The sequence below is a fragment of the Rhizobium bangladeshense genome, assembly GCF_017357245.1.
Taxonomy (GTDB): domain Bacteria; phylum Pseudomonadota; class Alphaproteobacteria; order Rhizobiales; family Rhizobiaceae; genus Rhizobium; species Rhizobium bangladeshense.
On the sequence record NZ_CP071613.1, the window covers coordinates 281,830 to 307,917 of the forward strand.

The 26,088-nt window shown below is 60.4% G+C and carries 23 protein-coding genes; 14 read left to right on the forward strand and 9 right to left on the reverse strand.

Annotated elements, in window-relative coordinates; genetic code table 11:
• The first annotated feature begins 515 nt into the window (after positions 1–515).
• Positions 516–1,196: a redoxin family protein gene (locus tag J2J98_RS22290; protein WP_064708446.1), complete on the forward strand. Its 681-nt coding sequence runs from the start codon at positions 516–518 to the stop codon at positions 1,194–1,196.
• Between the two features lie 273 nt (positions 1,197–1,469).
• Here J2J98_RS22290 and J2J98_RS22295 read toward each other — a convergent pair whose 3' ends face one another.
• The gene (locus J2J98_RS22295; protein WP_207603482.1) at positions 1,470–3,371 is read right to left on the reverse strand and encodes a potassium transporter Kup; all 1,902 of its coding nucleotides are present in this window, start codon (positions 3,369–3,371) and stop codon (positions 1,470–1,472) included.
• 923 nt (positions 3,372–4,294) lie between these two features.
• On the opposite strand from J2J98_RS22295, the gene J2J98_RS22300 reads away from it, so the two are divergent.
• The 3 genes from J2J98_RS22300 (at position 4,295) to J2J98_RS22310 (ending at position 6,490) form a co-directional block, all read left to right on the forward strand.
• Positions 4,295–5,131, forward strand: a complete 837-nt coding sequence (locus J2J98_RS22300) for an alpha/beta fold hydrolase (protein ID WP_311044218.1) — start codon at positions 4,295–4,297, stop codon at positions 5,129–5,131.
• Positions 5,132–5,228: 97 nt separating this feature from the next.
• Entirely contained in the window at positions 5,229–5,687 is a 459-nt protein-coding gene (locus tag J2J98_RS22305) for a RidA family protein (RefSeq protein WP_207603484.1), read from the forward strand.
• A 77-nt stretch (positions 5,688–5,764) separates the two neighbouring features.
• Entirely contained in the window at positions 5,765–6,490 is a 726-nt protein-coding gene (locus tag J2J98_RS22310; protein ID WP_207603485.1) for a gamma-glutamylcyclotransferase, read from the forward strand.
• A gap of 44 nt (positions 6,491–6,534) precedes the next feature.
• On the opposite strand, the gene J2J98_RS22315 is transcribed toward J2J98_RS22310, so the two are convergent.
• Positions 6,535–7,434, reverse strand: coding sequence for a LysR family transcriptional regulator (locus tag J2J98_RS22315; protein ID WP_064708451.1), 900 nt, complete (start codon positions 7,432–7,434; stop codon positions 6,535–6,537).
• 115 nt (positions 7,435–7,549) lie between these two features.
• Here J2J98_RS22315 and J2J98_RS22320 point away from each other — a divergent pair, with 115 nt between their 5' ends.
• From J2J98_RS22320 to J2J98_RS22345, 6 genes are all read left to right on the forward strand, one after another.
• Positions 7,550–8,482 (forward strand): VOC family protein, encoded by a 933-nt coding sequence (locus J2J98_RS22320; RefSeq protein WP_207603486.1) that lies wholly within the window; start codon positions 7,550–7,552, stop codon positions 8,480–8,482.
• Between the two features lie 321 nt (positions 8,483–8,803).
• Entirely contained in the window at positions 8,804–9,493 is a 690-nt protein-coding gene (locus tag J2J98_RS22325; RefSeq protein ID WP_207603487.1) for a hydrolase, read from the forward strand.
• Between the two features lie 65 nt (positions 9,494–9,558).
• Positions 9,559–9,846 (forward strand): XapX domain-containing protein, encoded by a 288-nt coding sequence (locus J2J98_RS22330; RefSeq protein WP_064712337.1) that lies wholly within the window; start codon positions 9,559–9,561, stop codon positions 9,844–9,846.
• Positions 9,846–11,828 carry an amidohydrolase gene (locus J2J98_RS22335; protein ID WP_207603488.1) on the forward strand — a complete coding sequence of 661 codons (1,983 nt, stop codon included), beginning with the start codon at positions 9,846–9,848 and terminating at the stop codon, positions 11,826–11,828. Before J2J98_RS22330 ends, J2J98_RS22335 begins: the two co-directional genes overlap by 1 nt.
• A gap of 162 nt (positions 11,829–11,990) precedes the next feature.
• Positions 11,991–12,434: a DoxX family protein gene (locus tag J2J98_RS22340; protein WP_064712335.1), complete on the forward strand. Its 444-nt coding sequence runs from the start codon at positions 11,991–11,993 to the stop codon at positions 12,432–12,434.
• Positions 12,431–14,029: an MFS transporter gene (locus J2J98_RS22345; RefSeq protein ID WP_207603489.1), complete on the forward strand. Its 1,599-nt coding sequence runs from the start codon at positions 12,431–12,433 to the stop codon at positions 14,027–14,029. The genes J2J98_RS22340 and J2J98_RS22345 overlap by 4 nt, the downstream gene beginning before the upstream one ends.
• Positions 14,030–14,127: 98 nt before the next feature.
• Here J2J98_RS22345 and J2J98_RS22350 read toward each other — a convergent pair whose 3' ends face one another.
• Both J2J98_RS22350 and J2J98_RS22355 read right to left on the reverse strand, forming a co-directional pair.
• Positions 14,128–14,766, reverse strand: a complete 639-nt coding sequence (locus J2J98_RS22350; RefSeq protein WP_064708458.1) for a hypothetical protein — start codon at positions 14,764–14,766, stop codon at positions 14,128–14,130.
• Positions 14,767–14,960: 194 nt separating this feature from the next.
• Positions 14,961–15,884 carry a LysR family transcriptional regulator gene (locus tag J2J98_RS22355; protein WP_064708459.1) on the reverse strand — a complete coding sequence of 308 codons (924 nt, stop codon included), beginning with the start codon at positions 15,882–15,884 and terminating at the stop codon, positions 14,961–14,963.
• A gap of 159 nt (positions 15,885–16,043) precedes the next feature.
• Between J2J98_RS22355 and J2J98_RS22360 the strand changes: the two genes are divergently transcribed.
• Complete coding sequence (locus J2J98_RS22360; protein ID WP_064708460.1) at positions 16,044–17,225, forward strand: MFS transporter; 1,182 nt, start codon at positions 16,044–16,046, stop codon at positions 17,223–17,225.
• A gap of 240 nt (positions 17,226–17,465) precedes the next feature.
• On the opposite strand, the gene J2J98_RS22365 is transcribed toward J2J98_RS22360, so the two are convergent.
• The gene (locus J2J98_RS22365; protein ID WP_207603514.1) at positions 17,466–20,303 is read right to left on the reverse strand and encodes an ATP-binding protein; all 2,838 of its coding nucleotides are present in this window, start codon (positions 20,301–20,303) and stop codon (positions 17,466–17,468) included.
• 238 nt (positions 20,304–20,541) lie between these two features.
• On the opposite strand from J2J98_RS22365, the gene J2J98_RS22370 reads away from it, so the two are divergent.
• Positions 20,542–21,195, forward strand: a complete 654-nt coding sequence (locus J2J98_RS22370) for a response regulator transcription factor (RefSeq protein ID WP_207603490.1) — start codon at positions 20,542–20,544, stop codon at positions 21,193–21,195.
• Between the two features lie 303 nt (positions 21,196–21,498).
• Complete coding sequence (locus tag J2J98_RS22375) at positions 21,499–23,022, forward strand: aldehyde dehydrogenase (NADP(+)) (RefSeq protein WP_207603491.1); 1,524 nt, start codon at positions 21,499–21,501, stop codon at positions 23,020–23,022.
• 44 nt (positions 23,023–23,066) lie between these two features.
• On the opposite strand, the gene J2J98_RS22380 is transcribed toward J2J98_RS22375, so the two are convergent.
• Together J2J98_RS22380 and J2J98_RS22385 are read right to left on the reverse strand one after the other, a co-directional pair.
• Complete coding sequence (locus J2J98_RS22380) at positions 23,067–23,273, reverse strand: hypothetical protein (protein ID WP_138394591.1); 207 nt, start codon at positions 23,271–23,273, stop codon at positions 23,067–23,069.
• 21 nt (positions 23,274–23,294) lie between these two features.
• A complete protein-coding gene (locus J2J98_RS22385; protein ID WP_138394590.1) occupies positions 23,295–23,510 on the reverse strand; it encodes a hypothetical protein in 216 nt (71 codons plus the stop codon).
• A gap of 216 nt (positions 23,511–23,726) precedes the next feature.
• Between J2J98_RS22385 and J2J98_RS22390 the strand changes: the two genes are divergently transcribed.
• On the forward strand, positions 23,727–24,764 hold the full coding sequence (locus J2J98_RS22390) for an alpha/beta fold hydrolase (RefSeq protein ID WP_138394589.1): 1,038 nt from the start codon (positions 23,727–23,729) through the stop codon (positions 24,762–24,764).
• 72 nt (positions 24,765–24,836) lie between these two features.
• On the opposite strand, the gene J2J98_RS22395 is transcribed toward J2J98_RS22390, so the two are convergent.
• Both J2J98_RS22395 and J2J98_RS22400 read right to left on the reverse strand, forming a co-directional pair.
• The gene (locus J2J98_RS22395) at positions 24,837–25,304 is read right to left on the reverse strand and encodes a YybH family protein (protein ID WP_207603492.1); all 468 of its coding nucleotides are present in this window, start codon (positions 25,302–25,304) and stop codon (positions 24,837–24,839) included.
• Positions 25,297–25,998 carry a type 1 glutamine amidotransferase domain-containing protein gene (locus tag J2J98_RS22400; protein ID WP_138394587.1) on the reverse strand — a complete coding sequence of 234 codons (702 nt, stop codon included), beginning with the start codon at positions 25,996–25,998 and terminating at the stop codon, positions 25,297–25,299. Before J2J98_RS22400 ends, J2J98_RS22395 begins: the two co-directional genes overlap by 8 nt.
• Between the last annotated feature and the right edge of the window lie 90 nt (positions 25,999–26,088).

A 26,088-nucleotide genomic window follows, 5' to 3' on the forward strand; every position in this document is an offset into this window, starting at 1 on the left:
GGTTCTTGGCCTCGGCCAAAACCTTTGGAACGTCCAAAAGGACTTTTTCCCCGACGCCAATCATCTTGGCGTCGGCGGGACCCCGCTGGGGAAGGGGCCGGGATCGCGCGCGTCGCCTATTTTCAACAGGATAAGCCGTGCCGCCCGCCCTTGCCGAACGCCTCCATGGCCGAAGGTTCGGCAAGATCTTTGTAGCAATGCAGGCTGCTCAGGCTGATCAGGGTGTCGCTGTAGGCTGGCACCGGCTGGTGAGCCGATTAAAGGCAGGCGTCTCGATCGAAGATCGCGCAGAGGAGATAGCGCGCCGCGGATTGCTGACCAGCCTGAATGTTCACCCGCAGATGCTTTTTCCGTGCTATGATTGGCCTGCAAAGGCTCTATCTCGACCTCGGCAATATGGCAGAGGCCGAACGCCACTTTGCCCCGGCGTAGGGAGTTGGCGCCCAGCACGGGCGCGACCCCCGGAGCGCTGGGTGTGCCGCCTTTTTTGCTGATCCCGGGCGAGGAGGTTGTTCATGTCCACGAGTAGTGTCGACCGCCCGCTGCAGCCGGGCGACCGGGCACCGAATGTCGTATTCGACGCGATCTCGCGCGAAGGCAAGATCGCGCTCGATGACTTTCGAGGCCGCAGCCCGTTACTGATCGGTTTGTTTCGAGGCCTGCACTGTCCGTTCTGCCGGCGTCATGTCTCGGCGATGGCGCAACTCAATCCGGCCCTGAAGGAGAAAGGCATCGAATGTCTCGCCGTGGTCAAGACGCCGGTCGAGCGGGCGCGGCTCTACTTCCGTTACCATCCGCTACCCGACCTTCTTAGCGCATCCGACCCGGAGGGGGCTTCGCATCGGGCCTTCGGTTTACCCATCCTCGAGTTCACGGAGAATGAAACCGAATGGCCGCACAAGCTCGGGATGGACGCGGTCATGGCAATGCGGATCGATCTGCCGGGGGAGTTGCCAGTGCCGATGAACCCGGCTGCGGCGGGCGACTTTCTTGAGAAAAAGGACTGGTATGAAATTACCGCGGCCGACCGGCAGATTATGATCGCCGGTCACATGCCGCTTATCGGCGAGTTCCTGCTCGATCGGGAAGGCACTGTGCGCTGGAGTTTCACAGAAGCCGAAGAGGAAGGCCAAAATATATGCCGGGCGCCGAGTCCGGAAGAATTGTTGTCAGCGGCTTCCCAAGTCGCACATTAATAAGCTGCTGAAAAATTCCTTCGACGACCACCGGCCTGCGTAATTCTATGGGTTTGAACCATCATCGAGATATTTAGGCGCGGCGGCTAAGGTCTGCCGTAAGCTTCGTAGCCATTTCCATTCAGTTGTCCCGTGGAGTGACCCGGCGCTGGAGTGAGCAAGCCTCAGCGCATATGCGAGGCCACGTCGGCTCCTTGCCGTTCGACGAAGCGACAGCGGAGCCGCACGACGCCTTTCAGGAGGAGCAGAAGCATCTCGATGCGGCCGCGTATACTAGATGGTTGTCTGCAGCCCGAGCTCGACCACTCGCCCCGACGGCAGTCCGAAATAGTCTGTGGCATTGCTGGCATTCTGTGCGAGCGAAATAAACAGCCGGTCCTGCCAGAATGGCAGGCCGCCTTTCTTCGACGGGAGGATAGTTCGGCGGGAGAGGAAGAACGAGGTCGACATGATATCGAACTTCAGGCCAAGCTTGCGGGCGAGGACGAGCGCACGAGGGATGTTGGGGGTCTCCATGTAGCCGAACGTGATCACCAGCCGGCTGAAGTGGGGATTGAAGCTTTCAAGGAAGATTTTTTCATCGTCCGGAACGAACGGCGTCGTGGAGGTGACAACGCTGAGAATGACGTTCTGCTCATGCAGAACCTTGTAGTGCTTCAGGCTATGGAGCAGTGCGGTTGGCGCTCCTTCGATGTCGCTTGTCAGGAACATCGCAGTTCCAGGCACCGTGAGCGGCTTCTTCCGGGCCAGGTTATCGATGATCGCCGCGAGTGGAATTTCGTCGGCCTTGGTGCGGGAAGCAAGCAGCCGACGCCCCGCTGTCCATGTCTGCATGACGAGCGCCATCGTCGACGCCACCGCAACAGGAACCCAGCCGCCCTCGGCGAACTTGGCAATGTTGGCGGCTAGAAATCCGGCGTCGATCAGTGAAATCGGCACCATGACGGCAAGAGCCGTCGCCAGCTTCCAGCTCCAGATACGGCGGATCACGACAAACAGGAGGATCGAAGTGATCAACATTTCGCCTGTCACGGCGATACCGTAGGCGGCGGATAGGGCGCTTGAATTCTGGAAGAAGAGCACGAGTGCAGCCACGAACATGAATAGCAGGTTGTTTACCTGCGGCATGAAGATCTGCCCGGATTGCGTCTCGGAGGTGTGGAGGATGCGCAGGCGCGGAAGCAGGTTAAGGTGCATCGCCTGACGGACTAACGAATATGCGCCGGAGATCACTGCCTGGCTGGCGATGACCGTTGCCGCTGTCGCGAGGCAGACCATCGGAATTCTCGCCCATTCCGGGTGCATGTTGAAAAAGGGATGCTCAGCCGTCTGCGGGTTCGCGAGCACGAACGCGCCCTGCCCGAAATAGTTCAGGAGCAGGCTGGGGAAGACGAGCGAAAACCACGCCGTGACGATCGGACGGCGTCCGAAATGTCCGAGGTCGACATATAGGGCCTCGGCGCCGGTCACGGCAAGAAAGACGGCTCCGAGGACCGCGATGGCCGATCCAATGTTGTTTGCTATATATCGGAGTGCGTGTACCGGATTGACTGCGCCCAACACCGTCGGGTCGTCAAAGATGTGAATCGCCCCGCTGACGCCAAGGACAACAAACCACAGAGCCGTTATAGGACCGAATACCGACGCCACCCCGCTCGTGCCGAACCGCTGTACGAAAAACAGAACGGCAATGATCGTAAGAGTGATAGGCACGACCCAGTTGGACAACGCCGGTGCAACCACCTCGATACCCTCAACCGCGGACAGAACGGAGATCGCCGGCGTGATGATTGCGTCGCCGAGAAAAAGCGAGGCTCCGATCACGCCGAGGACGAGAACCCACTTGGGCCGTCCGGCAAGACCTTCGCGAGCGAGAGTCATGAGAGACAGGGTGCCGCCTTCGCCCCGGTTGTCCGCCTTCAGCACGAACGTCACGTATTTCAACGTGACGACGATGGTAAGCGCCCATACGATCAATGACAGGATTCCAAGCACGTCGGCTCGATCCGCTCCCGAACCGCCGGTGGCATGGAGGGCTTCCCTGAACGCGTAGAGCGGGCTTGTCCCGATGTCGCCATAGACGACGCCCAAGGCGGCGAGAACGAGAGACGGCAGTCCTTGCCGAGCCTGGTGTTCCAGCTCCGGATCGGCTGATCGCAGCTTGTTGTCGGTCAAAAGGCGTTTCCAGTTGGCGAGCGATGACCGCGGGAAATTGCCACTGGCTCGGCCTAATGGCAATCCGAAAACGAACACAAATGCCGCCTTCGTTGCCGCTCAGGATGTCGATGTTCTTCCCGGGCGACACGATGACTGTCGAAAATTTCACTGGCATAGGAGAAATCTAATTCGCCACCTGCGGGGGGCGCCAAGAAGCTGGAACTCAAATCATTATCCCTGTCTCGTTCCCCTTCGAGCTTGTCTCAAGCGAACGCTCTCTCAGTGGTGGAGGAAAAGCACTGTTGGAGAGGCGTTCAGCACCTCGCGTGTCGTTGATCCGAAAATTTCCCGAATGCCGTGATGCCCGTACGCGCCCATCACGATCACTTCCACATAGGCTCTTGGCGAGGCCCAGGATCGTCTCCGCGGGCGTTCCTGCTTCTCGATCTCCCAGACCGATCGCGCGCGCGTGGGGAGTACCATGTCGTGCGAGGATCTCGCACGCACGTCCGGCCGTTTCCATCGCGGCATCCGATTCATCCGCGACCGTCATGACGTGCACTGCTCTGCCCGGGAAAGCCTGAGCAGTGCGAACATGTGCAATGCCCGAGAGTCAGCAGCACTGCCATCAGCGCCTTGGATATAGAACCCGTGTGTCGCGGCTATAATTGCGCAATCAACAATAAACTAGAAACTATTGCTGCAATTGTGAGGCGTCGGATTTGACGGCATTATCAACCCGTCAGACGAACTCAGCGTCGCCTGAAGCTCTCAAGCGAAGTTCGTAGGAACCCCGAATGACCGATGCCCTTTCCTCCGTGACCCGCAGGAGCGTGCTGCTTTCTGCAGGTGCCGCCGCAGCGGTCATGACAATATCACCCACTCTCAGCGTCGCGGCCAATGGGGCTGCCGCCATCAATCTCATCGAAGGAACCAAGACAATGGCATATGTAACCACCAAGGACGGCGTTGAAATCTTCTACAAGGACTGGGGTCCGAAGGACGCTCAGCCCATCGTCTTCCATCATGGCTGGCCGCTGTCTTCTGATGACTGGGACGCACAGATGCTGTTCTTCCTCTCCAGGGGTTACCGTGTCGTCGCCCACGACCGCCGTGGTCATGGCCGTTCCGCCCAGGTCTCGGAAGGTCACGATATGGACCATTATGCAGCGGACGCTTTCGCTGTGGTCGAAGCACTCGACCTGATGAATGCCGTTCATATCGGCCACTCCACTGGTGGCGGCGAAGTCGCCCGGTACGTCGCCAAGCACGGTCAGCCTTCTGGACGCGTCGCCAAGGCGGTTCTTGTCTCCGCCGTCCCTCCTCTGATGCTGAAGACCGAAAGCAACCCTGAAGGCCTGCCGATGGAAGTTTTCGACGGCTTCCGCTCCGCACTCGCCGCCAACCGCGCTCAGTTCTTTCGGGACGTTCCCGCTGGACCCTTCTACGGCTTCAACCGCGATGGTGCGACCGTACAGGAAGGGGTGATCCAGAACTGGTGGCGGCAGGGAATGATGGGCGGCGCCAAAGCCCACTACGACGGTATCAAGGCCTTCTCCGAAACCGACCAGACGGAAGACCTGAAAGCGATCACTGTCCCTACACTCGTCCTGCACGGCGAAGACGACCAGATCGTTCCGATCGCCGACTCGGCGCTGAAGTCCTCCAAGCTCCTGAAGAACGGCTCTCTCAAAACCTATCCGGGGTTCTCGCACGGCATGCTGACCGTCAACGCCGATGTCCTGAATGCCGATCTCTTGGCCTTCGTGAACGCCTGATCGGTCCGGCGGCGGGTGCGGCCTCCCACGCATCCGTCGCCTCCATGAACTACGAGTGCATACTCGGCGCGCCATCATCTAATGCAAGGAACTTATCATGACGAACAGCAACCCGTCCAAGAAAGTAGAGAACCATGGCGTCGCCTGGGAGCGCGCCTTCGGATACGTTCAGGCCTTGCAGGTCAAGGACACGATCTATGTCTCGGGCCAGTTGAGCCACGATGACAATGGCAATCTTGTCGCTCCGGCGGAACTCGACGCGGATAAGCGGCCTGCGGACTTCTCGCAGATGGAGAGCCAGATCCGCCAGACCTATGTCAACGCAAAGACTCTGCTCGCCAAATATGGTGCGACCCTCGATGATGTCGTTGAAGAGACACTGTACGTGCTTGATGTTCCTAGCGCGTTTGCGGCCGCATCCAAGGTGCGCAAGGAAATGTACGGCATCGAGGTGCCTCAGTGCGCCAGCAACCTGATCGGGGTTTCGGCACTGGCTTTCTCCGAGCAGATCGTCGAAATCACATTCCGCGCGGTTGTCGACCGACCCGCTGATTGATCGCGCGGCAGTTACGCCATGAACCCGCCGGAGGCGATGGGTCTCCGCCGGTGATCTCGTTTCAAACGGTTTCTACGATGCCCAAAAGACTCGCCGCCAAGACACCCTCTTTTGCCATGCAATTGACCCCCCAGCTCGTCGCCAGAACCCTCAAATTTGTCGAAGACGAGGGGCCGGAACCAAATTGGACTCCGATTTCGTCTACGCAGCTCGATGACCTCGTCAGCAGGGTTGAGGAGGAGGCCGGTGACGAGGAGATCTGGGTGTTCGCGTACGGATCCCTAATGTGGAACCCGGGTTTCGAGGTGGCAGCCAGCGAAGAAGCCGTCGCTTACGGCTGGCACCGTTCGTTCTCGTTGAGGATTGAACGGTTCAGAGCCACCTCTGATGCGCCGGGCCTCATGTTGGCGCTGCGGCCAGGAGGAAGCTGCTCCGGTCTTGTCCTCAAGCTCCCGTGCACAACCAAGAGGGAGAACCTGCGTACTCTTCTTGCGCGAGAGATCCGATACGCCGAAGTATGCGACATGGCGCGATGGGTCGCGGTCAAGACACCGACGGGTATACGCCCGGCGCTCACGTTCTGGGCAAGCAGCAAGCAATCCCCGCTCACGGAGAAGATCCCCCTCGAAGAAGCGGCAGGGCTGATCGCCCAGGCTTGTGGACCTGCCGGATCCTGCGCGGAATACCTGCACCGAACCGTTTTGGATCTGGCAGGCCGCAATATCTATGATCGAAACCTGTGGCAGCTACAGCAAATGGTCGCCGCTAGACTTCGAGCACTCCCAGAGGATGATCGGATCTAAAAGCGGTGTGCCGCCAGATCACGCTGACGGGCCTTTGCGTGCGTTCAGTCCAGCATGACCATCTTTGCCGCGACCTGCTCCTCGAAGAATTTCGAGAATGACGCAATCCTCGGCGGCAGTGCCTGGTAAGGCGGGTAGAACAGCGTCAGCCACAGGTCCGGCGGCGCCCATCCCTTAAAGACGTGGACCAGCCTGCCACTTCGGATGTGATCAGCAATATTGAACCCGGGCAGCAACGCAACTCCTGCACCGTCGGCGGCCATGTCCGCCAGTACCTCGCCACTGTTGGCGCTGAAGGCTCGACCTGCCGAGATCGTGATGCTCGAGCCGCCGTCGGACAAAACCCAGGTCTCGCGCCGGCTCTCGCCACTATAGGCGAGGCAGTCGTCCGGCTTTAGTTCATTGGGATGTTGCATATCGGCGAAACGGCTCCCTGGTGCCGCGACCAGGATGCGCGGCACCACCCTGATCTTTCTCCAGATCGTGTACTTGTCCGAAGGCTGTGATGAGATGCGGATCGCCAGATCATAGTCGTCATCGACGATATTCACCAAACCGTCGGATAAGGAGATCTCGAAGCTCATCTTCGGATAGCGTTCCTTGAAACCTGACAGGATCGGCGGCAGCACCGTCTTGCCGAACCAGGTGGGCGCGCTGATCCGGAGCCGCCCTTCGTCGGCCTTGTGTGCATTCATCACATCCCGTCGCGCTTCTTCCAGCGTCTTAACCGCTGGCTGGATCTGGGCAGCGAAGATTGCGCCGTCAGTCGTCAGCGAGACCTGCCTCGTCGTGCGCACGAAAAGCTGCACGCCAAGTTCTGCTTCAAGCGCGGCAATGGCACGCGTGACGGCTGCGGGGGTCATGTCCAATTCGCGGGCAACCTGGGCGAAATTGCGTTTCTCGGCGGCGAGGAGGAAGGTCCGAAGGGCTTTGTAATCGTTCATGTCATTGTTTCAGTATTTGCAATTCAGTCGAGAGAAATATTGCAATACCCGATGGCGATCAACGGGCGTAGCTTTAACATCAACAAGGAATTTTAACCTACTCAAAGGCATCGCCATGATCAGGGACATCAAGGGACTGCACCACGTGACTTCGATGGCGTCGGACGCGCGGCAGAATAATCGCTTCTTCACGGAGACGCTCGGCCTGCGCCGCGTCAAGCAGACGGTCAACTTCGACGACCCGAGCGTCTACCACCTGTACTACGGTGATGAGATCGGGTCGGCCGGCACGGTCATGACCTACTTCCCGTTCCCGAACATGATGCTCGGCCGCCCCGGCGTCGGCGAGGTCGGCGAGACGCAGTTCTCCGTGCCGAAGGGCTCGCTGAAGTTCTGGCAGGATCGATTTACCGCTCAAGGTGTGGACGGCCTGGAAGTGGACACCGTCTTCGGTGCGAACCGACTTCGCTTCATGGGGCCGGACGGCGACGGGCTTGCGCTGATCGAATCCCCCGACGACACGCGGGCTCCGTGGGTTGCAGATGGAATCCCAGACGCTGCGGCCATCCGCGGCTTCGCCGGCGCCCGCTTCAACCTTCATGACACGGCTGCGACTGAGGAGCTGCTCGGCTTCATGGGCTATCAGCGCGCCGATAAGGAGGGCGACGTGACCCGCTTCGTCATCCCCAACGGCAACGGGGCAGATACCATCGATCTCGCAGCGTTGCCGAAGACGCCTTTTGCGCGTCCGGGCGCAGGTTCGGTTCACCACATCGCCTTCGCCGTCGATAACCGTGAGAAGCAGCTTGATGTGCGCAAGGCCCTTATGGACACGGGATATCAGGTCACGCCCGTCATCGACCGCGATTACTTCTGGGCCATCTACTTCCGTACACCTGGCGGAGTTCTGTTCGAGGTTGCCACGAACGAGCCTGGCTTCAACCGGGACGAGGACACGGCGCATCTCGGCGAGGCTCTCAAACTCCCGAGCAGATATGAGGACTACCGCGATGAGATCCAGGCCAATCTTGTGCCGCTGACGGCATGAGCAGCAATCTCCAGACAAAGCCGCGATAAGAGCGCCGCGTTCCGAAAGGGCCGCGGCGCTTTTCATTTCAGCCGCGCCAGCAGTCAAACTATTGTTGCAGATATCGCAATTCAATAGAAATTCTTATTGCAATTCCGTACGCGTTAGCCGCGCGATACGTTTGTTTTCAGCAGCCAAGACAACGAGTGAGCGGCTCCGAGACGGATCCAGCAAACACTTCAAGGATTGCAGAACGAGCGTCGCGCGGGCGTCCGATCAACCGCTGCTGCCCATGTCTAACACCGCAACAGGCGGTCCAAACAAACCGAAGAGGAATTGACCATGTCCAAGCTCGAAGTCCTGACCCCGGCAAACAGCCAGCTCATCTTCATCGACCAGCAGCCGCAGATGGCGTTCGGGGTCCAGTCGATCGACCGTCAGACGCTGAAGAACAATGTCGTCGGGCTCGCCAAGGCCGCCAAGATCTTCAACATCCCGACCACGATCACCACAGTCGAGACGCAGTCCTTCTCGGGCAACACCTTCCCGGAACTCCTCGCCGTGTTCCCCGAGAACGATATCCTCGAGCGCACCTCGATGAATTCGTGGGACGACCAGAACGTTCGTGACGCTCTGGCGAAGAACGCCGCGAACGGCCGCAAGAAGATCGTCGTCTCCGGTCTCTGGACCGAAGTCTGCAACACCACATTCGCTCTCTCGGCTCTCCATGACGTGCCGGAATACGAGATTTACATGGTCGCCGATGCCTCCGGCGGCACATCCTCGGACGCACACAAGTACGCAATGGATCGCATGGTGCAGGCAGGCGTGATTCCGGTCACCTGGCAGCAGGTCCTGCTCGAGTGGCAGCGCGACTGGGCTCGTAAGGAAACCTACGATGCCGTTACAACTCTCGTAAAGGAACATTCGGGCGCTTACGGCATGGGCATCGACTATGCCTACACGATGGTTCACGGCGCAGAGGAACGCGTCACGCACGGCAAGCGCATCGGACCGAACCCCGCGAAGTAACGGGCTGATCAGACCGCTCCGATAACCCCATCGGAGCGGTCCTTTCCGCAATCGGAGAACATCACATGAAGCTCTATCTCCTATCGCTTGGCGCAGGGCTGCTCGTCGGTATCGTCTACAGCCTGCTCAACGTCCGATCACCGGCACCGCCTGTCATTGCCCTGGTCGGCCTTCTCGGAATCCTTGTCGGCGAACAGATCATTCCGTTCGCGAAGACGCTTTGGAGAAGCGAGCCGGCGGCCATCTCATGGCTTCACCAGATCAAGCCGCACATGTTCGGTCACCTGCCGAAGGGTAGCGATGGTATCAACATTGCTCGTCAGGCAGATGCGAGTGTAGAGGAGAGGGGCTGATGACGACGCGTCGATCCTTTCTCGGAGGTGCATCGAGCCTGGCGTTTTCGAACCTCTTCTCACCAGCGAAAGCTGCCGATCCCAACCAGACCGGAGTAGACATCATGCATCCCGACCTGATCCTCCACAATGGCCGCGTGACGACCCTTGACCGGACCAATCCGAATGCGACTGCGATCGCAATAAAGGACGGGTTGTTTCTGGAGGTCGGATCCAACAGCGAGATCATGGCGCTGGCTGGTCCCAGCACTGAGATCATCGACCTCAAGGGCAAGCGCGTCCTTCCCGGCCTGATCGACAACCATACCCACGTCGTTCGCGGTGGCCTCAACTACAACATGGAACTGCGCTGGGACGGCGTACGCTCGCTCGCCGACGCGATGGACATGCTGAAGCGCCAGGTGGCGATCACGCCTGCGCCGCAGTGGGTTCGCGTCGTCGGCGGGTTCACGGAACATCAGTTCGCCGAAAAGCGGCTGCCCACTCTCGACGAGATCAACGCTGTCGCGCCTGACACACCCGTATTCCTTCTGCACCTCTATGATCGTGCGCTGCTCAACGGTGCGGCTCTCCGCGCTGTCGGCTACACCCGTGACACCCCGAACCCGCCCGGAGGCGAGATCACCCGCGATGCCAACGGCAATCCTACCGGTATGCTGCTGGCGAAGCCGAATGCAGGCATTCTCTATTCGACGCTTGCCAAGGGGCCTAAGCTTCCGCTGGACTACCAGGTCAATTCGACCCGCCACTTCATGCGCGAGTTGAACCGCCTTGGCGTGACAGGTGTGATCGACGCGGGTGGTGGTTTCCAGAACTATCCTGACGACTATGAGGTCATCCAGAAGCTGTCCGACGAGAACCAGATGACGGTTCGGCTGGCCTACAATCTCTTCACCCAGAAGCCGAAGGAAGAGAAGCAGGACTTCCTGAAATGGACCCAGTCGGTCAAATACAAGCAGGGTAACGACTACTTCCGGCACAATGGTGCGGGCGAGATGCTTGTGTTCTCGGCCGCCGACTTCGAGGATTTCCGCCAGCCCCGTCCGGAGATGGCTCCGGAAATGGAAGGTGAGCTGGAAGAGGTTGTCCGCGTCCTGGCGGAAAACCGTTGGCCGTGGCGTCTGCACGCCACCTATGACGAGACGATCTCCCGTGCCCTCGACGTGTTCGAGAAGGTCGACAAGGACATTCCACTCGAAGGATTGAACTGGTTCTTCGACCATGCCGAGACTATCTCGGATCGCTCGATCGACCGTATCGCCGCCCTGGGCGGTGGCATCGCCACACAACACCGCATGGCATATCAGGGCGAATACTTCGTTGAGCGCTACGGGCACGGCGTGGCGGAAGCGACACCGCCGATCAGGAAGATGCTCGACAAAGGCGTGAACGTCTCGGCCGGCACCGATGCCACCCGCGTCGCCTCCTATAATCCGTGGGTCTCGATGTCGTGGATGGTAACTGGCAAGACCGTCGGCGGCATGCAGCTCTATCCGCGCGCCAATTGCCTCGACCGCGAGACGGCGCTCAGGATGTGGACCGAGAAAGTGACCTGGTTCTCCAACGAGGAAGGCAAGAAAGGCCGCATCGAGAAGGGTCAGTTCGCTGATCTCGTGGTGCCGGACAAGGATTTCTTCTCCTGCGCCGAGAACGAGATCTCCTTCCTTGTTTCGGAGCTGACAATGGTCGGCGGCAAGATCGTCTACGGCGCGGGTGACTTCAAGGCGCTCGACGAAAACGACATCCCGCCCGCCATGCCAGACTGGTCTCCGGTGCGCAAGTTCGGCGGTTACGCGGCCTGGGGCGAACCGGAAGGGGCAGGCGCTCGTTCGCTGCGCCGCACCGCGATCTCTACATGCGGATGCGCGAGCAATTGCGGCGTGCACGGCCACGACCATTCCGGAGCCTGGACATCCAAGCTCCCGATTGCCGACCTCAAGGGCTTCTTTGGGGCTCTCGGCTGCTCCTGCTGGGCGGTCTGACGAACATCCAGCTCGGGTCGCCCACCGGCACCCGGGCGTCACTCCATAATTGCCGATTTTGCAATTAAATAGAAACTATTGCTGTAATTGTTGGCAATGCGGTAACCAGTCAATATCGCTCCATCGAACGCAGCCGCTCGCGGTGAACATGCAGGAGCAGATATGACTTACCAATCTCAACTATCCAACCCAATCCGGAGCGGCGTGGCACGCGTGGTCAGATCACCTGTCTTGCGGATGGTGTCGCTGATGGCTCTTTGCGCGGCCTACATCCAGGGCCCACTCACCAAGATCTTCGACTTCAACGGTGCCCTGAGCGAGATGGATCACTTCGGTCTGCACCCAGCCTTTTTCTTCGCAGTCGCCGTCATCGTATTCGAGCTGACGGCCTCCGCCATGGTCATCTCGGGCTTCCTGCGCTGGGCAGGCGCGCTGGCGCTGGCTGGCTTCACGCTTCTAGCCACCCTCATCGCCCTCCGCTTCTGGGAGATGGCGCCTGGGATGGACCGCATGATGGCCACCAATGCCTTCTTTGAGCACCTAGGCCTGGCGGGCGCATTCGTGTTCGTTGCAGCATTTGACCTCACAAAGGGAGCAGGCAAATGAGCGCCGCAAAATCACCCGCGGGAGCCTTCGCGCCGCTTGCACAGCCCGTGTTCGCTGTCCTCTGGATCGCCACCGTTATCGGCAACACCGGAAGCTTCATGCGCGATGTCGCAAGCTCCTGGTTGATGACGGATCTGTCCGCATCGCCGGCCGCGGTCGCCATGGTCCAGGCTGCCGGAACCCTGCCGATCTTCCTGCTTGCCATCCCCGCAGGCGTTCTCACCGACATCCTCGATCGCCGCAAGTTCCTGATTGCCGTCCAGGTGCTACTCGCCTCTGTCAGCATCGCGCTGATGGTTCTCTCGCAGACAGGCATGCTTTCGGTCAGCGCGCTGATCGGCCTGACCTTTTTCGGCGGTATTGGCGCGGCGCTGATGGGACCGACATGGCAAGCAATTGTGCCGGAACTGGTGAAGCGCGAGGACGTGAAGAGCGCGGTGGCGCTCAACTCGCTCGGCATCAACATCGCCCGCTCCATCGGGCCTGCCGCGGGCGGCCTGCTTCTCGCTGCCTTCGGAGCTGGGATCACCTATGGCGCGGACGTGGCCAGCTATATCGTCGTGATCGCAGCTCTTGTCTGGTGGCCGCGGACAAAGAACTCCAACGATGCGCTTCAGGAGAACTTCTTCGGTGCGTTCCGGGCCGGCCTTCGCTACACCCGCTCGAGCGAGCCACTGCACGTCGTGCTTCTGCGGGCCGCGATCTTCTTTGCCTTCGCCAGCGCGGTCTGGGCTCTTCTTCCGCTCGTTGCCCGACAACTGCTCGGTGGTGATGCCAGCTTCTATGGCATCCTGCTTGGTGCGGTAGGTGCTGGTGCGATCGGGGGAGCCCTGGTGATGCCGAAGCTGCGTGAACGCTTGAGCTCCGACGGACTGCTTCTCGGCGCCGCGCTTGTCACATCAGCCGTCATGGGAGTCCTGTCGCTTGCGCCGCCGAAGATCGTCGCCATCGTGGTCCTTCTTTTCCTCGGGGGAGCATGGATCACCGCCCTGACGACACTCAACGGGGCAGCGCAGGCCGTTCTCCCGAACTGGGTGCGTGGTCGCGGTCTTGCGGTCTACCTAACCGTCTTCAACGGTGCGATGACTGCCGGAAGCCTCGGCTGGGGTGCAGTCGGCGAAGCTGTCGGCATCCAGTCCACCTTGCTCATTGGAGCGGCCGGCCTGCTCATCGCCGGGTTCATCATGCACCGCGTGAAGCTTCCCGCAGGCGATGCCGACCTTGTGCCGTCCAACCACTGGCCCGAGCCGCTCGTTGCCGTGCCAGTTGCCCATGATCGTGGCCCAGTTCTCATCCTGATCGAATACAAGGTCGAGAAGCAGCACCGCACAGCCTTCCTGCACGCTCTCGACCATCTTTCCAGGGAACGTCGCCGCGACGGTGCCTACGGATGGGGTGTCACTGAGGACTCGGCGGACCCTGAGAAGATCGTCGAGTGGTTCATGGTGGAATCCTGGGCTGAACATCTTCGCCAGCACAAGCGGGTCTCGAACGCCGACGCCGATCTGCAGGGGAAGGTTCTGGCTTACCATGCCGGTCCTGAGAAGCCCGTCGTCCGGCACTTCCTGACAATCAACCGACCGGCGGCGGCTTGACACGGAAAAAAGGGGTGGCGGCTACGGCTGCCGCCTCCAGATCCTCTGGCGAGCTAGGTAACTCCTGCGATCATTTGCCGATGCGAACGCCGCCAATCCTACCGCAGCAGGCCTTCGCTCCCGAACTCGTCCCAACCGCTCAGCCCGGTCGCGGGGTCGTCATCGTTCTCATCAGCTTGTTTGGCTTTTTCTTGTTTTTTCAGTGAACGCGACAGCTTCGCCTGATAGGCGGCGCGTCTCCTGTTTTCGGCTTTCACCACCGCGTCTTGCTCGCGCCATTCGTCCACGGCCCCGCGGTCGAGCAGATCCTCTACAACCCGTGGATCAAATACATGGAAGGTGATCCGTCGCGCTCGGCCTTGCAGCCGGACGGTCCTCGTTCCAGCACTCGGAAGACGTCCATCCTCCAGCCAACGCTTCCTTTCAGAGGCCGTGATCGTCAGGATGTCCTCGATCTCGCGAGGGATGATCCGAAGGTCTGAAATGTTCTGGAGGGCTTCAGTCACAATCAACGAGGTCGCGCGAAACGCTGTCTTCGAAGTCTCCGGCATGACGAGGGTAAGCTCGCCCGACTCCATGTCCAGCGACTTTCTGACCGCGGGGGGCAGGCGGGACCGGATCTCCTGCAGGATTCCCTTCACCCTGACAGCCGATCCGAGCGTCGCCTCCGCGGGGAGTGACCACTCCCTGATCAGCTCGGGATCATTGCTTTTCGTATTTGTTTTCGTCTTGGGCACACTGGAGCAGATGGGATCAGAAGGGGCGAGCGTCAACGGGCATGCCTGTCCTTTGGCGTGGCGGAGTAATCAGTGCCGGGTCGAGCAGCGGCAGAAGAGCCCTGTCATCGCTGCTGTGGTTCGATGGTGATCGAGCGCCGGATTGGAGCCGGCCATCGCTTGACCAAGCCGAAAACCAAGGGACCATCATGGTATCACGGTATCGATTCCGATTTTCTTTCTCCACTGACGTGTTCCACCAGAAAGTCGATGAATGCACGAATGCGAGCGGCCAAATGCTCGTGTCCGGCAAAAACCGCATGGATCAATTCGATGTCTTCGGGATTGTAGTCCTCGAGCACGGGGATCAGTAGACCTGCGTCGATATCCGGTTGGACATGGAATTGGCCGACCCGTCCGAGCCCGCTGCCGGCAAGACAGAGCCGACGCATGATCAGGCCGCTGTTGACCGACGTATTGCCCGAAACGGGTACACGATAGATCTCGGATGAACGCGGATCGCGAAACGGCCACTCATTGAGGCTGCGCCGGAAGTTGAAGCAGAAGCAGTTGCGATCGGCAAGATCCTGTGGCGTTTTCGGTACGCCATGCATTTTGAGGTAGGCGGGAGAGGCGACGATCACACGTCGGCTCTCCAATAGTTTCCTTGCCTTGAGTGCCGAGTCACTCATCGGGCCTGAGCGGATGGCGATATCAGTGCGTTCCTCGATCAGCCCGATGACGCCGTCCGTTAGCGAGACATCGAGCTTGACTTCGGGATAGAGCTCCAGAAACGCTGGAATGAGTGGAAGCAGGTATCGCTCACCGAAGCCCACCGAGGCGTTGACCCGCAGTAGCCCGCGCGGAACCATCCTGCCGCCGCCGGCGACAATCTGCTCGGTTTCGGCAATCTCCGCCAAAATGCGCTGCGCTCTTGCAAGATAGACCTCCCCTTCCGGGGTCAGCTTCATCGTGCGGGTGGAACGCACCATAAGGCGGGTGCCGAGTCGGTCCTCGATCCGGGTAACGAGCTTGCTGACCGCTGACGGCGAGAGTTTCAACCGCCGCCCGGCCGCCGAAAAGCTCTGCAATTCCGCTGTCGCCACAAATACTTCCATTTCCCCGGCGCGATTATCCATGTCAAAACCACCTATGAACTGAGTTCAAAGGTATTTTTTCAATACTCTGGATTATCGCGCAAGTCCTCTTCCGCCATATTGCAAGGCAGCAATCGATCAACCGACAGCATCGCTGTCTCAGCCCCCTCACATCGACGGTGCGGCGGAGAGGAACTTGTCATGCCTTTAGCTATCTTTGCCCTGACGATCGCGGCTTACGCGATCGGGACAACCGAATTCGTGATCGTCGGGCTGCTGCCGACGGTCGCGACGGACCTCAACATCACCCTGCCGCTCGCCGGCCTGATCGTCAGCGTCTACGCGCTCGGCGTCACCTTCGGTGCGCCGATCCTGACCGCGCTCACCGGCAAGATCGAAAGAAAGCCGCTGCTGCTTGCCCTGATGGCTCTGTTCATCGTCGGCAACACAGTCGCTGCTCTGTCGCCTAACTATGAACTGCTGCTCGTCGCCCGTGTGCTCGCAGCCTTTGCCCACGGCGTCTTCTTCTCGGTCGGATCGACTATCGCCGCCGATCTCGTGCCGGAAAACCGTCGCGCCTCGGCCATTGCCATGATGTTCATGGGGCTGACGGTCGCCATCGTCACCGGCGTTCCGCTCGGCACCTATATCGGGCAGGTCTTCGGCTGGCGTGCAACCTTCTGGGTCGTTGCCGCCCTTGGCGTCGTCGCATTCCTCGCCATCACCGCCCTTCTGCCGAACACGCTGAAGAAGGCGCCGCCGGCAAGCCTGCTCGACCAGGTCGGCGTTCTCGGCTCCGGTCGTCTGCTGATCGTCTTCGCCATGACGGCGCTCGGCTACGGCGGCACATTCGTCGCCTTCACCTTTCTTGCGCCGATCCTGCAGGAAATCACCGGGTTTTCCGAGCGGAGCGTCAGCCTGATCCTCGTGCTCTACGGCATCGCCATCGCCATCGGCAACATCGCCGGCGGGAAGATCGCCAATCACAACCCTGTTAAGGCGCTGGTCGGCTTATTCATTCTGCAGGCCATAGTGCTGGTCGTCCTGACCTTCACCGCGGTCTCGCCGGTACTGGCAATCATCACCCTTGCCGCACTTGGCTTCCTTCAGTTCGGCAATGTTCCCGGCCTGCAGCTTTATGTGGTGCAGCTTGCCAAGGAGCACCGCCCCGGCGCGGTTGACGTCGCCTCCGCGCTCAACATCGCTGCCTTCAACCTCGGTATCGCAATCGGCGCATGGTTGGGCGGCCTGGTCGTTGAATCGCCGCTGGGCCTTGGTGCAACCCCCTGGGTCGGTGCGATCCTGGTCGTCATCGCCCTCTTCCTGACGATGTGGAGCGGCGTACTCGACCGCCGCACAGTCCCAGTTCCGAAGATCGCCTGATGCCTGGAGCCCGGCGCACCCGTCGCCGGGCCGATCCCGCCCAATTTATCCGGAGAATTCTGATGTCCCATTCAAACATGGGCCATTCTTCCGCGCTTGACCTCATCCGCAAACCGCAGGCGGCCTGACGCTCGGCATCGAGCTGCCGCTCGAGAATTCTGCCGCCGCACCAGGTCGCGCGATTGTCACCCCGGCACCGAGGCAGCTCCAAAGCCGATGGAGGATGGTACTGGTCGTTCCCTAATGCGAGTCAATCAACGCTTTGGCCCTGCGCAAGATCGGGTTGGTAAGGCCCTCTGTAAACCGTTGAACGATAGGGAAGAGAACGCTCTTGCTGTCCCCGTCATGTTGTCTCGCCTTACGGAAGTCGACAAGGCTCAGGGCCGCAATCAGTTGCCAATATATCGCTTCCTGCTGCGACGCTTCCGACATGGCTCGCAGGAAGAGGTCATCTATCGTCGCCGGCGAGCTCGATCCTAGATCCCTCAGTACCTCACCCCTTCTCCTCAGTATCTCCGGGTTCATCCAGAGGTAACCGTATTCTCGCGCAAACGCCGATGCGTTGCCGAGCTCATCGAGCGCCTCATCGTATCGTCCCAAGGCCTGCAGCGCCGCGGCGAGTTCGCAAAGGAAAGTGGGATAGAACAACAGGTATGAAGCCTCGCGCATCTCCGCGAGGCCGGCCCGAAGGTCTTCAACGCCCGCTGAGGCATTGCGGATCCGGCGCGCAATTGCTCCCCTGACGCTCGTGCCGACGGCCTGAAAGGGCCGAAGGCCATGTTGGGAAGCCTGCCGCGACAGCTCTTCGCCCCAGGCTTTCGCCCGGTCCAAGTCGTCGAGGCTGAGCGCGACGAACGAGGCGGACCAAGCGAGCGCAACGCACAGGACAAAAGGCTGCCCGGTTTGCCGGGCCTCGTGAATTGCCTGTTCTGCCGTTTCCGCCGCCTGCTCGAGCAGGCCACGCGACATGAGGTTGACCGTGTTATGAGACAAGGAAGAGGTGCGGACATCCGCTTCCAGCCTCAGCAGATCGGTCTTGCGGTGCTCGACCGGATAGTTCGCCGCGGCCCAACTCAATCGATCGCCTGCCTCCCGGTGCCGCGCCTGATAGGTTTGCGGGATACCAACCAACCATGAAGCGGTGGTCCGTCCGTGCAGGTCTCGCTCGTCGAGCGTGGCCTCGTATTCCTGCGCAAATGTCAACGCGTCTTCCAGCCTCGCCGACCTCGCAGAAAAGAGCCACAAGCCACAGGTGACGCGCTGGCGGTAGTCAGGGTCGTTGAGGCTTCTTGCCAGGTGCAGCGCGCCGATGAGCACCTCTTTCCCGCGGGGATTCATCCCCTGCGTGTAGATCAGGGCGTAACCGAGCGCACAGCGCAAGACCATCTCGGTGCGGCTTCCTTTCTCATCGCCGAGCTGGGCGAGTGCACGCTCTGCCCAGTCGCCAGCCTCCGATACCAGCGAGATCGCCGTCCAGAAATCACTCGATATCGCAGCGAGCTTGGCGCCTAGGGGACCCTTGCCGCCCTCGGACAATGCCCATCGCAGGGCCGCTCGCAAATTGTCGATCTCGCGTCGATAGTGCGTGATGTTCTCGATGGCCGCCGAAAGCGTGCGCCGTTCCGAAAAAGGTTTGAAGAATTTAAGAAAATGCTTCGCAACCTTGCACATCGTCCGGCGAAAATCTTCACCGTCGCCGAGTTTCTCGAGCGAATAGACGCGTACCGTCTCCAGCAGACGCCAGCGCGGTGCATTTTCCGATCCGTCGAATGTAATCAGGGACTTGCTGACGAGGTTGGATATGGCCAGCGCCGTTTCCGCATCCCCTTCACCGCTCACGGCCACGGCGGCATCCAAAGTGAAGCCCCCGGAAAACACCGCCAGCCTGCACAATAGCTGGCGCTCGGACTCCGGCAGGAGCTGATAGCTCCAGTCCAGGGCTGCCCGCAGCGTCTGATGACGGGGCAAGGCGGTCCGGCGACCGCCCGTGAGAAGAACGAACCGGTCGTCGAGGCGCCCGGCGATCTGCTGTATTCCAAGCGTCGCAGCGCGGGCCGCCGCCAGTTCGATTGCGAGCGGGATGCCGTCGAGATGCCGGCAGATGTCGGCGATTGTTGAGAGCTTCTGCTGGTCCGGCTCGAAATCCCATTGAAGCGCCCGTGTGCGCGCAACAAACAGCTGGATGGCGCTGTGTTCTGCGGCACTGATCGCTTCTCCACTGTCCGGCACCTCCAATGGCGGCACGCGGTAGGCGAATTCTCCTTCTATTCGCAGCGATTCTCGGCTCGTCGCAATAACCGTCGCATTCGGACATATTCGCAGGATCGTGTCGATCATGGCGGCGGCGGCGTCAATGACATGCTCGCAGTTGTCGATGACAAGCAGAACCCGGCGTGCACCGACGGCGCGCGCGACCACCTCTGCCGAGATTTGATCGCTCTGAAGCTTCAGATCGAGAGCTTGGGCGACGGTCGTCGGAACAAGCCCAGGCTCCGCCAGCGAGACGAGTTCCACGAAGATTGCGTCGCCACCGAGTTGCGGCAACAGATGACGCGCCAATTCAGACGCGAGCACTGTCTTGCCGATGCCGCCAGGACCGGTCAGCGTGACGACACGATATGCCGAGGTCAGCGTCAGAAGTCTGCGAAGGGCGTTCTCGCGCCCAATCAGTTCGGACGTGGGTGCCGGAATGTTCGAGACAGGCCGGATTTCCAGTGACGGCGTGTCTGTTGTCTCAATCTGCCCAGCGGCAGACGGACGATCGGATTTCCACTGACCGATCAGCCGATACCCCCGGCCCGAGATTGTCTTCAGCAGGTCCCGGTCTTTCCCCAGCGCCTTCCGGATCGCCGAAATGTGGACCTGGATAGTGTTGTCCTCCACGACAAGGCCCGGCCAGACGCGTCGCATGAGATCGTCCTTGGTGACCGCCTCTCCGGAGGCAGTCGCCAGCACTTCCAGGACGTCGAAGGCGCGGCTGCCTAAAGGGACCGGAGCCCCGAGAGCACGGAGCTCCCGCTTCCCGAGATCCAGCTCCCAGCCCGAGAACTCGAATAGATTCCGTTCTATCTGTCCCAAGCTAATCCGATCTCTCTTGCCAAAGCCGCGAAAATTCACGGACCGCTGAACCTCAAGAACGCGCCTGCTTGTAAACAATGCCTGCTGCCCAAGAAGATATATTTCAGGATATTTCAGATTCGCTCAAGCGACTTAAGTCGCGTTCGCAGTCATCCCGCTCTAGAAGATTGAACAGGTCCCGCGCCGCATCGGCGCAACATTCCTGGACCGACAAGATCACAAAGAGAAGGAGGATGGCATGTATAGTGACAGTCTACTTCAGTTCCCGGCAAAAAAGATAGCATCGCCGGCGGAAGACGCACCTGTCGTATGCCTCGTGAGCGACGATCCGGCATCCCGCCGATCTCTCGAGGAAGAGATCCAAACGCTTGGTTGGCGGCCGGCCAGCTTCAGTTCTGCACGGGGTTTCCTGACCCAGTCTCGGAATGCGCGCTTCAACTGCGTTATCATCGACACCGCCGTGCCCGATCTCGACGTGGACGTCCTCACCCTCCTCATTTGCCTGCAGGCAGTTCGTCACCCAGTGATCGTGCTGACGTCCGAGGGGGATTCCCAGGTGACGTTGACTGCCACGCGCTATCCGGTGACGTTTCTGCCGAGGCCTTCCAGCACGGATAATCTCCTCGAACTGATCCGCTCTTCCGTTGAGGCGACCATCTCGATGAGCCAGCTGGATTGCCGTTATCAGACACTTTCGGCGCGCGAACGACAGGTCATGCAGTTCGTCGTCGAAGGCCTGCTGAACAAGCAAGTCGCATATAAGTTGAATATCAGCGTGATCACTGTGAAGGCCCACCGCGGACAGGTCATGAGGAAGATGAGGGCGCGCTCGCTGCCGGAGCTGGTCAATATGGCCGCGAAGATTGAGCCGGGCTTCTGTGCCCCATGCTGAATTCCGCCACGGACGGTTCGACAGTTTAGCCTATACCTAAGTGTACTTAAAATCCGCGTCGATCAGTATAATCTCTTCTACGTCGCCTTCGTCGATAAGGCGATACGCCTGAACAGCGACAGTGCTCCCGCGTCCTCCCCTCCGCCGGAGCGCGCGGATCCTCAAGGTCCGCCAGGGGCCGTCTCCGTCCGCCCGGAGACGGCCTTTTCTTCATGCGGCCGTCAGTCGCGCGCCCGCGATAGCGTGCCATAGTGACGGGGACGCTTTCAGTTCCTATATCAGCCCTTTGAAAGGAAATCGATCATGACAATCAATGGAAACCTGCTCGTTGCGGGAACGCAAAAACGTGGCTCAAACGGTGAGTTTTATGGTATCGAAGCGGCTACCGGAAAGCCACTTCCGGTTTCCTTTGGTGGCGCTTCGCCCGAAGATGTCGAGCAGGCAGCCCAGCAGGCATGGCAGGCCTTCGCCTCCTACCGCGAGACCGATCTGGAAGTCAGAGCAAAATTTCTGGAGCAGATCGCCGAGGAAATCGAAGCCATCGGCGATGATCTCGTTCTCCGCGCGATGGCGGAAACCGGGCTCCCCCGGGGAAGGCTGGAGGGAGAGCGGGCGCGCACGACCGGCCAGCTCCGCCTGTTCGCCAGAGAGGTGCGTGAAGGCCGTTTCCAGGAACTGCGTTTCGATGCAGGCGATCCTTCCCGCAAACCCGTTGCGAAGCCGGATCTCAGGCTCAGAAACGTACCGCTCGGCCCCGTGGCGGTCTTTGGCGCCTCGAATTTTCCGCTCGCTTTCTCCGTTGCCGGGGGCGACACGGCGTCCGCGCTGGCCGCGGGCTGCCCGGTCGTCGTAAAGGCCCACTCGGCGCATCCTGGCACCTCGGAGCTCGTCGGCCGGGCAGTGCAGAGGGCCGTCGCGAGCGCAAGCCTTCATCCAGGAACCTTCTCGCTGCTGTTCGACACCGGCTTCGACGTCGGTCAGAAACTGGTGGCGGACTTCAGGATCCGGGCGGTCGGCTTTACCGGCTCCCGCCGTGGTGGAACCGCCCTGATGGGAATCGCGTCGAAGCGCAAACAACCCATCCCGGTCTATGCCGAAATGAGCAGCATCAACCCGGTTATTCTGTTTCCCGGCGCGCTCAGGACCAAGGCAACCGACATTGCTGCCAGTTTCGTGACGTCGCTCGTCCTGGGCGCCGGCCAATTCTGCACAAACCCCGGGCTGATCCTCGCTGTCGACGGCGCTGGACTTGACGCCTTCGTTGCAAGGACAGCCGAGCTGCTTCCGGATGTCGCGCCTCAGGCAATGCTGACGCCGTCGATCGCAAGGGCCTATTGCGACGGCGTTGCCAGGCTCAGGCAGCATTCAGAGGTGCGGGCGGTGGCTTCGGGCAGGCCCGGCAGCGAATTTGAAGGCACGGCGGCTCTGTTCGAGACCTCGGCGAACGCCTTCCTCGCGCATCACGAGCTTCAGGACGAGGTCTTCGGCGCCGCCGGCCTCGTCGTTCGTTGCAGGGATTTTCAACAGCTCGAGGCTGTGCTGGAAGAGCTGGAAGGCCAGCTCACCGTCGCGCTTCATATCGCAGACGAGGACGAAGCCGCAGCACGCCGACTGATCCCCACGCTGGAAATGCTCGCAGGCCGGTTGCTCGTCAATGGTTTCGGAACCGGGGTGGAAGTGTCTCCCGCCATGGTCCATGGCGGACCTTATCCGGCAACGGCTGACGGGCGATCGACATCCGTGGGAACGCTGGCGATTTATCGGTTCCTGCGGCCGGTGTCCTATCAGGACTTCACGAAGGCCCTGTTGCCGGCAGCGCTTCGATAGCGACAAGAGCGGCGGTCGCCGCTTGTCTCGACAGACGACCGCCTCTAATTGCCTGGCAGAAGACGGCGAAGCTCGCCGGCATCGTCAATTCCATTCTGATATAAGACGACCAGGCGACGCGCCGCATCCTCGGCCTCAGGTCCCTGATGCTGGCAGCTTCTGGCTGTGCAATATTCCCTGAGGAGCTGCCGGATCATCGAGATCGCCTCCGGTCCGAGCGGGCGGCCACCCCAATCGAATTCCCGATACATGGATCTGTGTCCCATATGGGATCAGGCCGGATTGCGTGAGACGATGCAGCCGGAAGAGCACGCCGTCCCCGCTTTGTCCTGCGTCTGCTCGGGGTCGGCCGGCGCTGCCGGAACCCAGACCCGGGTCGCCTGCACGGGCTGCCCTACAAACACCAATGCGGCGATCATCGCTGCCATCGCAAGCAGAATAGCGAAGCCCGGAAAAATCGAACCTCGTGTCTGGTCATCATCGTACATCGTCCTCTCCTGTGCTCCGCGTCAAAGATCAAAGACGAGTATGTCGATGGCCTGCCGGCCTCGCAGCTGCACATAGGTATTGGCTATACCTTGGTATGACCGATACCTTCGTTCAGTAGCGACCCCTTGTGCCGCCCTTCACACTCTGTCCGTCAACCGCGCGTGCCGCAGCCTCTCCTCGGGCTTGCTGGTGCGCATATCTTTGGAGACGGAACTATGCGGAACATCGAAATCGCGAACCTGACACGCCGGACATTCGGCGGTGTCGCTCTCGGGCTGACGGCGGCAGGAATTCTTGGAGAGATTGGCGCGGCGCACGCGGAGCAACCGGCCTCTGCCCCGACCGCCGAGGGGGCGCTGAACGCCGGCGAGCGGATTGATGCTGGAGACCTCAACGTCGCCTATGCGGCGCTCGGCCCCGCCGATGGCTCGCCGGTCCTGCTCCTGCATGGCTGGCCCTACGATATCAATAGCTTCGCGAAAGTGGCTCCGATACTGGCCGCCCGCGGGCACCGGGTCATCGTTCCCTTCCTCCGCGGCTATGGCGGCACGACGTTCCTGTCGGCAAAAACGAAACGCAACGGCCAGCAGTCGGCGCTCGCCCTGGATGCCATCAAGCTCATGGACGCCCTGAAGATCGACAGGGCGACGGTTGCCGGCTTCGACTGGGGAGCTCGCACGGCGGATATCGTCGCCGCACTCTGGCCGGAGCGGTGCAGAGGTCTCGTCTCGGTCAGCGGCTATCTCGTGGGAAGCCAGAGCGCCGGAAAACAGCCGCTACCCCCATCCGCGGAGCTGCAGTGGTGGTACCAATACTACTTCGCCACCGAACGGGGGCGTGAGGGATACGAGAAATATACCAAGGATTTCGCAAAGCTCATCTGGAAACTGGCTTCGCCGCGTTGGAATTTCGATGATGCCACGTTCGAGCGGAGCGCAGCTGCCTTTTCCAATCTCGATCACGTCGCCATCGTCGTCCATAACTATCGCTGGCGGTTGGGCCTGGCCGAGGGAGAAAAGCGGTTCGACAAATACGAGCAGAAGCTCGCCGCCGGCCCCGAGATTACCGTGCCGACCATCACGCTGGAAGGAGATGCCAATGGCGCACCGCATCCGGACCCCAAGGCCTATGCGGCGAAATTCAAGGCAAGGTACGAGCATCGCGACATCGGCGGCGGCATCGGACACAACCTCCCGCAGGAAGCTCCTGAAGCCTTTGCCAAGGCTGTAATCGACGCGGATTCCTGGGCCTAGTCCCGAGCAAGAGCCGACGCAACTGTTCCACGCGGATATTGGCGCGTGGAACATTCCGATTGGAACTTGCAATCAACTCGCGGCAAAGATCAGCCGCTGATAATCAGCCAGCATTGTCGAATCCTCGACCGATCCATGATGATGGAGTTGACGCCATCGGCTATCAATCCGGACGAACCAGCGCGTTGTGCGAAAAGCAAGATCAAAGCGTGTTTCCGGCGTCCAGCAGACGCCACGCTCGCGGCCGACGAAGAGATGCCATTCTTCTCCTCCCTGACTGCTGAAGTCATGGAAAGTCACATTGACCCTGGCTGCGCCGCCGAAGAGCTTGGCGTATCCCTCGGCGATCGACGCCCAGCCGCGCCTTATCCCGCCGATCGGATTATCCATGCTGGGCGCCTCGCCGTCGAACCAGACAGCTTCAAGCCCTTTCATGTCACCGGAATTGAACGCATGGTAGAAATCGATGAGGACGTCGAGAGGACCGCCGTCGCCGGCCCTCCTCTCCTTGCCTGAGATTTCGGGCGGATGCTCAAGCATTGGAAAGCTCGTATTCGTTTTCGAGAAGGTGTAGGAGCGAGTGCGCCGCAGCCGTGGACGATGCCGGGTTCTGCCCAGTGATCAGACGGCCGTCGACGATCGAAAAACTTGCCCAGTCGTCGGCCTTCTCGTATCTGCCGCCGAGCGCCTTCAGATCATCCTCGACCAGGAAAGGCACGACCTTCGTCAGCTGAACGGCCTCCTCCTCGCTGTTGGCGAAGCCGGTCACGCGCTTTCCCTTGACGATGGGCTGGCCGTTATGGGTGACGTGATGGAAGACGGCCGGAGCGTGGCAGACAGCAGCCACAGGTTTGCCAGCATTGTAGAAATCCTCGATCAGCGAAATGGATGTGCGATCCTCGACGAGATCCCACATCGGACCGTGCCCGCCGGAATAGAAGACCGTGTCGAAATCCCTGGCATCCACGGCGACGAGCCGCACGGTGGCGGCAAGGACCGACTGAGCGTCCCTGTCCTCTTTGAAGCGCGCCATGGCAGGCGTCTGATTGCCAGCCTCGTCGCTCTTAGGATCAATCGGAGGCTGACCGCCCTTGGGCGAAGCGACGACTATCTGCGCGCCGGCATCCTTGAAGACGTAATAGGGCGCCGCGAACTCTTCCAGCCAAAACCCCGTCTTGCGTCCGGTGTCGCCAAGACGATCATGCGAAGTCAGAACCATCAGGATCTTGCTCATCCTTCTCTCCATTGAGACGTTGTGGAGGCGTGCGGCGCCTCTCCGGTCGCTGGCGAAGCTATCAACGTGGTTTGTGTGCCGTCGACATGC

Excerpts from the sequence above, each read along its gene's own strand:
- J2J98_RS22340 (WP_064712335.1), top strand. The coding sequence starts at position 11,991 with ATGACTTACCAATCTCAACTATCCAACCCAATCCGGAGCGGCGTGGCA.
- J2J98_RS22335 (WP_207603488.1), top strand. The coding sequence starts at position 9,846 with ATGACGACGCGTCGATCCTTTCTCGGAGGTGCATCGAGCCTGGCGTTT.
- J2J98_RS22330 (WP_064712337.1), top strand. The coding sequence starts at position 9,559 with ATGAAGCTCTATCTCCTATCGCTTGGCGCAGGGCTGCTCGTCGGTATC.
- J2J98_RS22360 (WP_064708460.1), top strand. The coding sequence starts at position 16,044 with ATGCCTTTAGCTATCTTTGCCCTGACGATCGCGGCTTACGCGATCGGG.
- J2J98_RS22300 (WP_311044218.1), top strand. The coding sequence starts at position 4,295 with ATGGCATATGTAACCACCAAGGACGGCGTTGAAATCTTCTACAAGGAC.
- J2J98_RS22320 (WP_207603486.1), top strand. The coding sequence starts at position 7,550 with ATGATCAGGGACATCAAGGGACTGCACCACGTGACTTCGATGGCGTCG.
- J2J98_RS22345 (WP_207603489.1), top strand. The coding sequence starts at position 12,431 with ATGAGCGCCGCAAAATCACCCGCGGGAGCCTTCGCGCCGCTTGCACAG.
- J2J98_RS22290 (WP_064708446.1), top strand. The coding sequence starts at position 516 with ATGTCCACGAGTAGTGTCGACCGCCCGCTGCAGCCGGGCGACCGGGCA.
- J2J98_RS22355 (WP_064708459.1), bottom strand. The coding sequence starts at position 15,884 with ATGGATAATCGCGCCGGGGAAATGGAAGTATTTGTGGCGACAGCGGAA.
- J2J98_RS22375 (WP_207603491.1), top strand. The coding sequence starts at position 21,499 with ATGACAATCAATGGAAACCTGCTCGTTGCGGGAACGCAAAAACGTGGC.
- J2J98_RS22390 (WP_138394589.1), top strand. The coding sequence starts at position 23,727 with ATGCGGAACATCGAAATCGCGAACCTGACACGCCGGACATTCGGCGGT.
- J2J98_RS22380 (WP_138394591.1), bottom strand. The coding sequence starts at position 23,273 with ATGTATCGGGAATTCGATTGGGGTGGCCGCCCGCTCGGACCGGAGGCG.
- J2J98_RS22395 (WP_207603492.1), bottom strand. The coding sequence starts at position 25,304 with ATGCTTGAGCATCCGCCCGAAATCTCAGGCAAGGAGAGGAGGGCCGGC.
- J2J98_RS22305 (WP_207603484.1), top strand. The coding sequence starts at position 5,229 with ATGACGAACAGCAACCCGTCCAAGAAAGTAGAGAACCATGGCGTCGCC.
- J2J98_RS22370 (WP_207603490.1), top strand. The coding sequence starts at position 20,542 with ATGTATAGTGACAGTCTACTTCAGTTCCCGGCAAAAAAGATAGCATCG.
- J2J98_RS22315 (WP_064708451.1), bottom strand. The coding sequence starts at position 7,434 with ATGAACGATTACAAAGCCCTTCGGACCTTCCTCCTCGCCGCCGAGAAA.
- J2J98_RS22400 (WP_138394587.1), bottom strand. The coding sequence starts at position 25,998 with ATGAGCAAGATCCTGATGGTTCTGACTTCGCATGATCGTCTTGGCGAC.
- J2J98_RS22310 (WP_207603485.1), top strand. The coding sequence starts at position 5,765 with ATGCCCAAAAGACTCGCCGCCAAGACACCCTCTTTTGCCATGCAATTG.
- J2J98_RS22325 (WP_207603487.1), top strand. The coding sequence starts at position 8,804 with ATGTCCAAGCTCGAAGTCCTGACCCCGGCAAACAGCCAGCTCATCTTC.
- J2J98_RS22385 (WP_138394590.1), bottom strand. The coding sequence starts at position 23,510 with ATGTACGATGATGACCAGACACGAGGTTCGATTTTTCCGGGCTTCGCT.